The organism is Ekhidna sp. (genome assembly GCF_965227465.1).
Taxonomy (GTDB): domain Bacteria; phylum Bacteroidota; class Bacteroidia; order Cytophagales; family Cyclobacteriaceae; genus Ekhidna.
Genome location: NZ_OZ245746.1, coordinates 1,692,429 through 1,705,568 on the forward strand (window position 1 = coordinate 1,692,429; position 13,140 = coordinate 1,705,568).

10 protein-coding genes are annotated in these 13,140 nt (G+C 38.4%); 9 read left to right on the forward strand and 1 reads right to left on the reverse strand.

Annotated features, from left to right (window positions below):
• Positions 1 to 49: 49 nt before the first annotated feature.
• Entirely contained in the window at positions 50 to 433 is a 384-nt protein-coding gene (locus ACO05G_RS07525; protein ID WP_348282364.1) for a response regulator, read from the forward strand.
• Here ACO05G_RS07525 and ACO05G_RS07530 read toward each other — a convergent pair.
• Positions 420 to 2,837 carry an ATP-binding protein gene (locus ACO05G_RS07530; RefSeq protein WP_421765400.1) on the reverse strand — a complete coding sequence of 806 codons (2,418 nt, stop codon included), beginning with the start codon at positions 2,835 to 2,837 and terminating at the stop codon, positions 420 to 422. The two genes, ACO05G_RS07525 and ACO05G_RS07530, sit on opposite strands and share 14 nt — an antisense overlap.
• A gap of 37 nt (positions 2,838 to 2,874) precedes the next feature.
• Here ACO05G_RS07530 and holA point away from each other — a divergent pair, with 37 nt between their 5' ends.
• From holA to ACO05G_RS07570, 8 genes are all read left to right on the forward strand, one after another.
• Entirely contained in the window at positions 2,875 to 3,897 is a 1,023-nt protein-coding gene (holA, locus tag ACO05G_RS07535) for a DNA polymerase III subunit delta (RefSeq protein WP_421765401.1), read from the forward strand.
• 53 nt (positions 3,898 to 3,950) lie between these two features.
• Entirely contained in the window at positions 3,951 to 6,878 is a 2,928-nt protein-coding gene (locus ACO05G_RS07540; protein WP_421765402.1) for a tetratricopeptide repeat protein, read from the forward strand.
• Positions 6,868 to 8,535: a hypothetical protein gene (locus ACO05G_RS07545; protein WP_421765403.1), complete on the forward strand. Its 1,668-nt coding sequence runs from the start codon at positions 6,868 to 6,870 to the stop codon at positions 8,533 to 8,535. The genes ACO05G_RS07540 and ACO05G_RS07545 overlap by 11 nt, the downstream gene beginning before the upstream one ends.
• Positions 8,536 to 8,595: 60 nt before the next feature.
• Complete coding sequence (locus ACO05G_RS07550) at positions 8,596 to 9,813, forward strand: SPOR domain-containing protein (protein WP_421765404.1); 1,218 nt, start codon at positions 8,596 to 8,598, stop codon at positions 9,811 to 9,813.
• Positions 9,814 to 9,891: 78 nt separating this feature from the next.
• Positions 9,892 to 10,566 (forward strand): MotA/TolQ/ExbB proton channel family protein, encoded by a 675-nt coding sequence (locus tag ACO05G_RS07555; protein ID WP_348282358.1) that lies wholly within the window; start codon positions 9,892 to 9,894, stop codon positions 10,564 to 10,566.
• Complete coding sequence (locus ACO05G_RS07560; protein WP_421765405.1) at positions 10,566 to 10,955, forward strand: ExbD/TolR family protein; 390 nt, start codon at positions 10,566 to 10,568, stop codon at positions 10,953 to 10,955. Before ACO05G_RS07555 ends, ACO05G_RS07560 begins: the two co-directional genes overlap by 1 nt.
• Positions 10,955 to 11,764, forward strand: coding sequence for a hypothetical protein (locus ACO05G_RS07565; protein WP_421765406.1), 810 nt, complete (start codon positions 10,955 to 10,957; stop codon positions 11,762 to 11,764). Before ACO05G_RS07560 ends, ACO05G_RS07565 begins: the two co-directional genes overlap by 1 nt.
• Entirely contained in the window at positions 11,761 to 12,978 is a 1,218-nt protein-coding gene (locus ACO05G_RS07570) for a bifunctional folylpolyglutamate synthase/dihydrofolate synthase (RefSeq protein WP_421765407.1), read from the forward strand. Before ACO05G_RS07565 ends, ACO05G_RS07570 begins: the two co-directional genes overlap by 4 nt.
• The last annotated feature ends 162 nt before the right edge of the window (positions 12,979 to 13,140 follow it).

The following is a 13,140-nucleotide window of genomic DNA, read 5'->3' on the forward strand; positions in this document are numbered from 1 at the left end:
AAATTCACTAATATTGAAATCCAATTTCACACATCAAATGGAAGGACGGATGAAAAGAATTGTGCTGATAGACGATGATGATACTACAAATTATCTGAACAAATTAATTATCGAACGTTCTCAGCTTGTGGATGAAGTTTTGTCTTTTGATACAGCTGAAAAAGCCTTGGATTTTTTCAGTCACCAAGGGTCGCAAACCGATAAGGCATTGGTGCTTTTGGATATAAATATGCCGATTATGAATGGGTGGCAATTTTTGGATCAATACCAAGCCATAAAGAATGGAAATGACAGCAATAAGATTGTTATACTAACATCCTCTATAAATCCTACTGACAAACAAATGGCAGAAGATAAACCTGTTATAACAGATTATAAAGCAAAACCGCTATCGATCGATATGGTTGGAGAGCTTGTTGCTAATCATTTGTAGTAAGCGTCTGCTCTTCATTGGGGAATTCAAAAATTACTTCGCTCCCTATCCCTTCTTCACTTTGTATTCTTACCCAACCATTTAGGGCATTAACTCTTGACTTAACTATAAAAAGTCCCATACCTCTACCCTCTACATCCATATGAAATCGCTGGTACATTTTGAAGAGCTTATCACTAACCTTATTTAGGTTCATGCCTCTTCCATTGTCAGCAACAGTTATATATTGATGCAACTCATCCTCGTAGCTACTTATCTTAATATGTAACCTTCGAGATGGATCAGAAAATTTTAAGCAGTTGCTCAATACATGATACAACGCATCAGATAAAAATGGTTTATATGAGCGGATTTTACCGACTTTCAAGTCTTGCTCTATGGTAATGTTTTGGGTCGCTATTTCAGATTTTAATAGGTCTAAAACCTCTTTAGTTAATTTTTCAACCGATAAATTTCGAAAATCAGCTGGCAAGGGATCACTAACATTTAAAACCGTACTAAGCTCCTTAATCACCTTATCTACTTTATTAGATGCGATCCCAATACGGTCTATAATATCATCGGAAATTTCGAGTTCTTTCTCGGTTCTTAGTAATTCCGAAAATCCGATTATTTGGGTCAATGGTTCTCTTAGGTTGTGACTGATTACGCTATTAAATTCTTTCAGGCTTTTATTTCTGCTTTTCAGCTTCTTAATTAACTCTTCCTTTTCAACTTCTAAGATATTGCTCTTGTGTTTAGCTATCGCGGCAATGAATAAGTCAGTTAATGAGCCCACATACCTTTCCTCATCTATCTTCCATTCTCGAGATTTTCCATGAATCATCGAATAAGAAAGTAATCCCACTAATTGTCCATCGATCATTACAGGTGCATTCAGAATTGATTCAATCCCTGAAGGCTTGAAGTATTTTTCATAGATATCAGTAAGCCTTGAGTCTTTACTTAGCTGCTCAACAGCAACAGTTCGGTTCTTAAGAAATTCTTCAAAAAAATCAGGAAACTCCTCAATTGAAAATTTTTCTTGTGGGATTATTGGCGCACCGCTTTTTGTATCCAATGAATGAAGCCTTATCTCATTGCTATCTTTTATAAAAGACCAAAATGTTGCTCGATCACATTTTAAAGAACTTCTCGACTTAATTAGCAGGTCCTTAATAAACACATCCAATTGTAAGTCCGGACTGTTTAGTTCCTTGGTCAATTGTAATAGAGTGAGGGTGAATCTGCTTTCTGCTTTAGCCTCTGCAATTGTTTTTTGTCTTCGCTGATACCTGTATGTGGAGAATCCCAATCCTCCAACAATGATTACCGCCAAAAAGATAACAATAAGTGTTGCCTCCTCCTCTGAAGCGTGCTGTTCCTGTTTTTGTATTAATAGCCTGTTTTCTGCTGCTATCAAATCAGATTGAAGAGCCACCTGCATGCGTTCCACATTGGAAATAAATTCTGCATTTCTAATACTATCATCCAGATGTTTATGTCTATTCAAGTATAAAACAGCCTGATCTATTTCTTTTCTGCTCAGATATAATGCGTAGAGGTTATTATAAACCTGATTAAGTAGATCATTCGCTTCTTGAGATTTGGCAATTTCTTCACTTTTCTTCCAGTAATAAAAAATACTATCTGGATCATTAACACTATCATTTTTGAAATACTCACCGATCTTCATGTAGGATTGAATAAGTCCTCTTTTATGATCAGACTTCTCCCTGACAGCTATTGATTTCCTCATCAGCTTAATGCCTTCAAGAATATTTCCAGAATGGTACTCACACTCTGCTAATCCATAATAACCGTAACCTAATCCTCTTAAATGATCTGTTTCGAGAGCGTTTTTAAGGCATAATTGGAAGTAACCTCTGGCATTATCAATTGCCCCTTTCATCAGGCTTACCTCTCCTAGATTAGATAAGATAATAACAGGCTTGAATTCAGGTACATTAGTTTTTGCCAGTTGAAGCGCTTTATTGAAATACGCAAGGCTGGAATCAAATACTCCTTTCCTTCGATAAAGCTCTCCTATGTTATTATGTAAACGAACCTCTTCGAGTGGGTATTTGGCAGGGTTATATGTTAGGGCTTCCAAATAATACGAAAGGGCTTGATCTGGCAATCCTACTATAAGAAAGCTATTTCCTTTGATCATAGTGGCCCTTAGTAGTCCTCTTTCGTATTCTATTTCTTTTGATATAGAAATAGCCTGATTGATGTAGTGAATAGAGCGCTGTTGATTGGTCTGACTCAATCGAAATGCGAGTTCATTAATAGCATCCACGTAGGCACTGTCATTTTCCTCAAATGAGTTTGCTACTATTTCAAGACTGTCAATTTGGACACTTTGTGACAGGCCACTAATACCGAAACTTAAAAACAAAAAAAGAAATCCAATTTTCTTCATTTCAATTATCTAAGGTACCCTTTACCTTTGAAAACATATGGCAGCTGAATATTCCCAAATTATAAAGGACATTAGCAATAACTCATATGCTCCTGTATACTTTTTGCAAGGCGAAGAAGCATTTTTTATTGATAATATAATTGATAAAATTGAAAATAACGCTTTAGATGAAAGCCAAAAAAGCTTCAATCAGGTGGTACTCTATGGCAAAGATACCTCTCTTGCGGATGTAATTGGAATAGCCAGGAAATACCCAATGATGGGTGAACGTCAGGTTGTGATTGTAAAAGAGGCACAGGAGATTCGTGAGTGGACCAAAGAGGATAAACAAAGTCTTGTTATCAACTACCTACAAAATCCTTTATCAAGTACGATTCTCGTTTTTGGTTACAAATACAAAACGGTTGACAAAAGGACAAAGTTTGGTAAGGCTATAGAGAAGAACTCTGTTTTCCTCAATGCGAAAAAACTATACGATAACCAGGTTCCAGATTGGATAAGAAACTATGTAGCGTCAAAGGGTGTCAACATGCATGATGGAGCGATTATGATGTTGTCAGAGAATATCGGTAATAATCTCCAGCGACTAGCAAATGAAATTGAAAAGCTGCTGCTGAATGTGAAAGAGGGGCAGCAGATCGATGCGGCAATGGTTCAAAAGTATGTTGGCATCAGTAAGGATTACAACATTTTTGAAATGCAAAAAGCCTTAGGCTCAATGAATAAATTGAAGGCACATAAAATAGCTGATTACTTCGCTTCAAATCCAAGCAATAACCCAATGGTTCTGACCATTTACAGTCTTTTTTCTTATTTCAGTAAGCTCCTGCTGATACATCATTCAGACAATAAAAATGAAAAAGCCATTGCTTCAGTTATCGGGGTAAATCCTTTTTTCGTTAAAGAATATTTGCAAGCTGCCAGGAATTATCCTCTAGGTAAAGTCGTTCAAAACATCAAATTTCTTCATGAAGCCGACATGCAATCAAAAGGGATTGGTTTTGCTACTAAAAAAGAAGGACCTGTTTTAACAGAGTTGGTTTATAAATTGATGAATTGATACAATTTCCACAAGAAAGTTCGTTCAACCTGATGGTTAAAAACAAGACAGTATTGAGACTACCGATTTTTTTTGCTTGTGTATTTGCTATTCTTTTCACTTCCGCCCAAAATGCATTGTCTATATCAGATTACCATGCATTAAGTGCATTTGAAAAATTCCAGCAACAACAATATCAATTGGTAATCAGTGATCTTCAAAGCGAGCCAACACGCTCAAGTGACGAAGAAATACTTTTTTTATTGAGCCAATTAAAGATCGGTACAAATAACTCAGTAGACATAGAACGCTGGATTAGTTCTAACCCTAAACATCCAATTAAACAATTAGCAACATTTCACATAGGCGAATACTTCTTTTATGAGAAGGATTCATTGAAGGCCAAAAAATACCTCAAGACCACCTCAGCATCTGACTTGACACTGAGGGATCAAGCAAACTACAACTTCATTTATGGCCTAATTCAACTTGAAGAAAAAAACTACACTAAAGCCAAAAGTTTATTTGCATCCTCCGGAAGGCTTGGGTTTAACAATCAGATAAAGCTTAACTATTATGAAGCTTATGCCGACTATCATTTAGGCCATACTCAAGATGCACTTGAAGGATTCAAAAAAGTAGAAGGAGACAATAAGACATCTGCTAATTTCTTTATCGCAAAGATTTTACTAGATGAGGGTGAGATAGATCAGGTGATCGAATTAAGTCGTAATGAAATTTCAGATGAAGCATCCATCACTAACTCAGGATTTTATCAACTAATAGGAGAGGCTTATGCATCAAAAAGTGACGTGCCGAAAGCAGATGCATACTTCCAAAAAGCCCTTGAACTTCATCCATCTCGTCCTTCAGCGGCATTGTACTATCAAGCTGGAGTAGCAAAATTTAGGGTTGGGAATGAGGCCAAAGCAATTGACCTTTTGACCAAGTCAGGTATTCAGGGCGGAGCATATGCTCAGCTGAGCGCATTTCAACTTGGAAGATTGTATGTGAAGAAAAAGGATTTTGAAAAGGCGCTTTCTGCCTATATAGAAGCATCCATTTCGAGAGAACGAGAAATAAAAGAAGAATCCATCTATCAGGCGGCTAAAATCAATGCTGAGTTGGGTAATTATTCTGAATCAATCAATTATGCAAATGATTATACCCGGATTTATCCTTATGGTCAATGGGCTGAAGAAATGCAAAACCTAATTGCGCAATCTTATTTACGGACATCAAACTATGATTTAGCCATCGATCATTTGAATAAGATAGGTGTTAAAAATGCAACTCAACAATCTGTGTATCAAAAAGTAACTTTTCAAAAAGCGATGCTGGTTTTTAATGATGGTGAATTCATGGAGTCGAAGAGGTGGTTTCAGGAAAGTTTGAAATATGCGCTTGACGCTGACCTGGTTGATCACTCAAATTATCACCTGGCAGAAATAGCCATAAGAAATAATGAATTTGAAAACGCAATCGGGCTTTATAAAAAGCAATCACAAATCAATGCACTTTCTCACTACGGTCTGGGGTACGCCTATTTCAATAAGCAGGAGTATAAGTCTGCGGTTATTCATTTTAGAAGTGCCACGTCAGCCAATGACAACAAAGTCCGGCTAGATGCAAAGGTTAGGCTGGCAGATTGTCTTTTTGCAACAAAATCATATGAAGAGGCTTTGGATAATTACAATCAAGTCTCCAGACAACTTAGCTCTCCATATATCAATTATCAGAAAGCACTCACGTTAAAGAATCTAAACAAGGCGGGCGAGGCGCTTCGAATCTTCAGTCAAATTTTCGAATCTGACCGATATGGGGCACAAGCACTCTATCAATCCGGAATGATTCACTTTGAAGCGGCAAATTTTACTGAAGCTGAGCCATTATTTACGCGAGTAATTAGTAAGTTTTCAAATCATCCAAGTGCAATCGAATCACGATTGAATCGGGGAATATCAAGAAAGAACTTGCAAAAGTTTGAAAAATCAAGGGAGGATTATGAATTCATCCTTCAAAACCACATCCAGTCAGATGCGGCACTAAATGCCATTCTAGGCCTGCAAGAACTTCAGCAGGCAGGCATTCAGGTAAGTAATCTGGATAAATACATTGCGGATTATAAACGAACGCATCCGGAAAATGGGAGTTTGGAACTAATAGAGTTCGAAGCTGCGAAGCGACTATACTTTAGTTTCTCGTATAGGCAAGCCTCAGAGGCTTTTGACAAATTCCTGAATGATTATCCAAATAGTAGCAGTCGTATTGAGGCAAAGTATTATTTAGGCGATTCCTACTATCGATTAGGCGAACTGGAAAAGGCTAACACTGCTTTTGAAGAACTCAAATTTGTAAAAAACATCTATTCTGGTCGTGTGCTTAATCGATTAGGCGAAATAAACAGCGCATTAGGTAACACCAAAAAATCTGAAGAGGCGTATTTGCTTTTAGCAGATTTAAATCTAACTCCCAAGGATAATTACAATGCAAGTCAAGGACTTATGCAGCTTTATTTTCAAAATCAATTAAATAATAAAGCCATAGTGGCTGCTGATCAAATCCTTTCCGCAGACTGGAAGCCAATAAATGGCGATCAGGAGGCTAACCTAATTAAGGCAAGAAGTCAGCAAAATCTAGGTAATGACGAGATTGCCATTAAGATCTTTGAAAACCTCTCTGCTAACAAAGATGTATATGGAGCTGAAGCCAATTATCAGATAGGTAAGTATGCATACATAAATGGCAATTATGATAAGTCACTAGATATACTATTTGACTTAAATGAGAAATATGGGAGCTATGCAGAGTGGGTGGATAAATCTTATCTGCTTATTGCTAAGAATTACCTGGCAAAAGAAGAAACATTTCAAGCTAAGGCCACTTTAAGATCTATTATACAACATTCTAATAATCAAGAAGTTGTGATTGAATCTCAAAACATTTTGAAACAAATAGAAACTAGCATTACTATTCAAGACTCGACCAAAAATGATGACTAATACAAAGTTCATATGGTTTTTTGTCTTCTGCCTTATGACCATGCAGTTGTGGGGTCAAAGTGATACTACTAAGACACAAGGAGAGGTGCTATCTGGGGAAATTGTCATCGAGAAGGATAAAAAGATTACACTGCCTCAAGCAGATAAAATCTATTTAAGAAGCAATCCGACCTCTTTATCAAATGATCCTTTAAATCAAATATTCAAGGTCTTTGAGCCATCGATGGTTTGGCCGGAATACAAATCTGATGTTCCTTTTCAGAAGTTTAATGAACAATATCCCTTAGGTGAGTATCAGAATTATGTCAGATTCGGGTATGGAAACTATAAATCCTGGCTTTTAGAGAGTGGTATATTCCATTCATTCGGCGCTTGGAAAACGGGTGCTACAATAAACTATGAAACGTTTAAGACTGGTCCTGTTAATAACGAAAATAGTGGTAATTCAACAGGAAGTATTCAAATATCCTCTAAATATCATGCAAAGTCATTGACGATTAATCCACACATTGAATATAACAGAAGCAGATTCAATTATTATGGAAACACTGATCGGATAAATACAGGATTCAATCCAAATGCGGTCGATGAAGGAGTAATGAATGAATTTAAAGTAGGTATAGGTACTTCATTTGATAAAAATGACCTTAAATGGACGTTTAAACCATCACTTTCTCAAGTTACCCATGCAATTGATCCCGGTAATGAGCAAAATAAAGAAACGTCAATTGCTGTGATTTCGGGGTTAAACTATTTGCTAAAGGATGAATTAAGTGCTGGTTTAGGAATTGATTTTTACAGCGGAAAATACGATGGAGGAATAACTTACTCACGATCCTTATTAAACCTTAAACCCTGGATAAGCTATGAGCTTAATAACCTAAATGTGAAAGCTGGTTTCACCATCTCTACTAATTCAGTGGATTCAAACACCCAAACAGGGTTCTATCCGAATGTAAACGCAGACCTTAGCCTCTCAGAAAATTGGACATTATTTGGCGTTTTATCAGGTGGTCAAAAGTGGAATTCGCTTGGAAATATACTTGAGGGGAATGAATTCCTGGATGACTCTCTGGCAATCTTAAATATCGAAACAAATTTCAGTTTTGGTGGCGGAATAAAAGGAAAGCCATTGAGTACAGTGCTATTGGAATCTTCCATTACCTGTTCAAGTCTGAATGGATTACCCTTTTTCACACCCTCACCAGGCGATTCCACTAAATACACTTTGAGTTATGATACTGACAATATCAACCTGACTAAGCTGAAAGCCAGCGCCTCGTACATGCCCGGGACCACAAGCCTATATCGCGCAAGTATTGAGCTTAATGCATATTCAGTTGAATCACTGGATAGGGCATGGCATCAACCCACATTCGTATTCAAAGCGTTTACGAGCCACAATATTCAGGAAAAACTGATTTTATCATCCCATTTAACAAGCATGGGAGGCATTCGCGCTCCTGCTAATGTTGATTTCGGTTATGTAAACCTTAAAGCTTTTGTTGACTTGGGAGTGGGTATTAAATATTTAATATCTCAACGTGCTTCGGCATTCATTGACGTAAATAATTTGCTTAATAATGAATACGAACGATATTTGGGGTACCCGACCCGAGGACTCGCTTTTAAAATTGGTGCTCAGTACCGTTTCTGACACTAATATTTCCTAATATTGAATTTTATTTTATCTTGGTTCGGTCAATAAAATATACCTATGGCTACAGACGATAAGAACAACGACAAAGAACAGGACGATTTTTTTGGTGATGACGAGGATTTCGGCCTTCCAGAGTTAGACTATGAAGCTTTGGATGACGATGATGATTCCGATCAGGTCGATGAACCAAAAAAAGAAGCCGAAGCTGAGAAAGTAGAGGAAGAATCTCCTAAAGCTGAAGCAACTGATGACGAGAGTGAAATGGATGCTGTCTTTGAAGGTGAGTCTATGGACATGGATGAGGAAGAAATTCCTGACCAGATTAGCGATGAGGAGTTAGAGGCATCATTAGAGGGAGAAGATTTAGGTGACCTTGGTGATATGGCGGATTTAGGTGATATGGAAGATCTTGATGATGAAGACCTTGGGGATATGGATATGGATGATATGCCTGAACCTGATGACTCTGATATAGAGGAAAAGAAAGAGGAAGAAACCGTGGAGGATTTTTATGAAGAAGAATCTTTTGATGATTTTGAAGCTTCCGATGATAGCGATGATGGAGAAGAAATCCCTGATTCAGTTTTTGATAGTGATGTTTTGGATGAGGATGAATTTGCTCAGTTTGAAAAAGAGCTAATGGATTCCGAAGAAGAACAGACAGCTGATGTTCCGAAATTTGAGTCAAGCCAAGCATCTTCATCGAGCACTGAAAGCAAATCTAAATTTGTTAAAGTGGTAGTGTTCGGAATACTGATTTTTGCGTCTTTAGGTACAGTATTCTTATTATGGTATCAATCTAATGGAGGGGAAGAGGAGCAACCGGTAGCAGAAAAAGTGGAAAGGCCTGTTGAGAACAAACCTGTTGAGAAGCCTGCTGAAGAAGCCACAACTGAAAATAATACAGCTTCGGAAAACCAACCGGAAACAAAACCTGCTGAAACTCAACCTAAATCTACACCGGCTGATACACGTCCGGCAGCAACGCAACCTAAGCCAGCACCTCAGTCAAATCCTGGTACAGTAAATGCTTTGAGCGCAAGAACCGGAAACTTCTATATTGTGATAGGAAGCTTCCTGGACGGTGATATGGCTGTGGATTATGCAAATGAATTAGCAGGCCAAGGAAAAAGTCCGTCCATAATTCCTCCATTTGGAAATGCTATTACGCATCGGGTAGCTATCTCTGGATATGCATCTCTGGCAGAAGCACAACGATCTGTGAATGGATTAAAGGCTGATTATGGTCAGGATATTTGGATTCTGAAATACTAAAAGCACTAATCCTTTAATTAGTACGTTCAGTCTTTCTGAATGGATTTACCATTCGTTTAAACTCATTAAGAAGAACTTATGCTTGCTAGTGTTATGCAAGACCCTGTAATTGAGGGTCTGGAATCGGAGGAGACAATCTCCTTATTAGAATTAGTCACAAACGGAGGGTATATGATGTTACCCATCCTGCTTCTGTGGATGGTAGCCATTTATATATTCGTAGAGCGCACCCGAACATTAAGTGCAGCTTCCAAAACACCAGAGTCTTTCAAAGATCAAATACGTTCTTTGGTGATATCAGGTGATATCAGTGGCGCCTTGATGCTGTGCGGGAAAACAGACACCCCGGTTGCAAGAATGATTGAAAAGGGGGTAAACAGAATTGGCAATCCCCTTAAGAATATCGAGGTAAGCATCGAGAATGTAGGTAAGCTTGAAATCTACCGCCTCGAGAAAAACCTGAATTTACTCGCCACCATTTCCGGTGCAGCCCCTATGATTGGGTTTTTAGGGACTGTTACAGGTATGATCCAGGCTTTTATAGCCATTGCGCAGGAAGAGGGGGCTGTAAGTCCTAAATTGCTTTCCTCGGGGATCTATGAAGCCATGATCACGACAGCTGCAGGCCTTTTTGTGGGTATTCTTGCATATCTGGGATACAATTACCTTGTTTCAAAGGTTGGGAAGGTTATCCATACCATGGAGTCTAACGTTATAGACTTTATTGATCTTTTACAAGAACCTAAGAAGTAATGGATTTAAAGTCAAAACATAAGGTGAATGCAAGTTTTAGCATGTCATCCATGACGGATATCATCTTTCTGCTCTTGATATTCTTTATGCTAACTGCTTCATTCATTACACCTTCAGGACTTCCGGTTAATTTGCCTTCCTCTAAATCTTCAGAGATTGTAATGCAAAAGATCAGCGTTACCATTACCAAAGAGTTGAGCTATTTCGTTAATAACAAGAGGGTAACCAGGAACTCACTTGAAAGTGAACTAAGAACTAGTCTGGCTGGCAAAGAAGGCATTGTAGTGCTTCACTGTGATGCTACGGTTCCGGTTGAAAGGTTAGTTGAGGTGGCTGGTATAGCTACTTCGATGAAAGCCAAGGTTTCGATCGCTACAAAACCAGAGTGATGGACGAACGAGAAAAAAAAGAAGAGAAGAATAAACGAATAGGATGGTTGACATCTCTGGGTGTTCAATTGGTGCTATTAATTCTGTTCTACTTCATTGTAGCTTGGAGAGAACCATTTCCACCTATTCCGGAATATGGTATTGAGTTAGGCTTCACAACGTCCGCCGGAGCACCGGCAACTGCTGCTCCAGCTGAGGAAGCTCCTGAAGTGGAAGAAATCACGGAAGAAGAGATAGATGATTCTGAGAATGAAGCCACTGAAGAACAAACAGAAGCGGAGGCTCAGGAAGTGACCGAACAACCGATTCCTAAGTCGAAAGTCGAAAGCCCGGTACAAGTAGAAGAAACTAAAACTGAAGAAATTACTCCCACGGAAGAGGTAGTGGAAGAAGTCGTCGATAGCCGGGCTGTTATGACTCCCTCTGAAACTGACGCTGAAGAAACCAGTGAAAATCCTTCTGAGGGTAAGGAAGAAGAAAAAGAGCTTGATCAGCGTGCAATCTATGGCAGTCAGGGAACCAATACCGGAGATGCGGAGGGGGCCAACCTTGCGCTATCAGGCTGGGTTTGGGATTTTAAGCCTAAACCAAATGACACTTCAGATGAGTCGGGCAAAATCGTTTATAAGATTGTCGTAGATCAGGATGGCTACCTCATTAAAATTGAAACGGTCACGTCTACTGTTTCACCATCCGTGGAAAGAAAATACAGACAGGCAGTGGAGAAGCTTACCTTCAGTAAAACAGCGGATTATAAAACTGCTCCTGTTTCAACAGGAACCATCACGTTTATCATTAAATCTATATGACGTACAAAGAGACACTCGAGTACCTCTATACTCGATTGCCTATGTATCAACGAGTGGGAAAAAAGGCCTATAAAGCAGACCTTACAAATACCATCAAACTGATGGAACACCTGGATAACCCACATAAAAAATTTAAAAGTGTACATATCGCGGGTACCAACGGAAAAGGAACAAGTGCTCATGGGATAGCTGCTATTTTACAAACTGCTGGATACAAAGTGGGGCTTTATACTTCACCTCACTTAAAGAAGTTCACAGAGAGAATCAAAATAAGCGGAATTGAGGTTTCTGAGGAATTTGTGATTGATTTTGTTGGCCGAATCAAATCTACAATTGAGGATATTCAACCATCATTTTTTGAGATAACAGTTGCTATGGCCTTTGATTATTTTCAAAGAGAGCAAGTGGATATAGCAGTAATTGAAACCGGGTTAGGGGGTCGACTTGACAGTACCAATGTAATCACTCCAGAGGTCTGTCTGATAACCAATATTGGTTATGATCACATGGATATATTGGGAGATACGCTTGAAAAAATAGCTGCTGAGAAAGCTGGAATTATAAAAAAACATGTGCCGGTAGTTATTGGAGAGACACTACCTGAAACGGAACCCATATTTAAACAAATCTCAGAAAACAACGAGGCTGTTCTGATAAAAGCAGGTAAGTCAAACATCAAACCTCAGGGAATGGTGCCTGATTACTTTTTGAAAAATCTAGGCGGGATCGAATCAGTCATTAACGAACTTATAAGATTGGGCTGGGATGTATCTTCAAACCATATATCAGCAGGAATTGAGAATATAAATGAACTAACGGGGTTGAAAGGCAGACTTCAGATTATAGAGAAAGACCCACTACTGATAGCTGACGTCAGTCACAATGCAGATGGTTTAAATATTCTACTTAAACAAGTTGCTGACATTTGTCAAAATAACCTTCATTTGATCTTTGGAACCGTCAAAGACAAAGATCTAAAATCAATCTTCTCGATCATTCCTAAAGATGCCAAAATCTACTGGACACAATCTAATGTGCCAAGAACGCTTCCAGTTGAAGAATTAGCGATTCAGGGAGTTATGAATGGCATTGAAGCTAAATGCTTTAAGAATGTGAATGAAGCCATTCAAGAGGCAAAAGTGCAAGCCCATCCGGATGATTTAATACTTGTAACCGGTAGTACGTTTGTTGTGGCAGAGGTTGATGGGTTATAGGGCTGCTATTAATTTACTACTCCTATATCATCTTCTATTTTTCTAAGTGAAAATTTAGAAACTCCATCTTTTAATTCCTTGGAAGTCGAATTAAGCCAATTAAACTTTTTCATATAGTTTTCCATTCCTGCGGATAGCTCATTAGCAGATGAGGAAATTTCT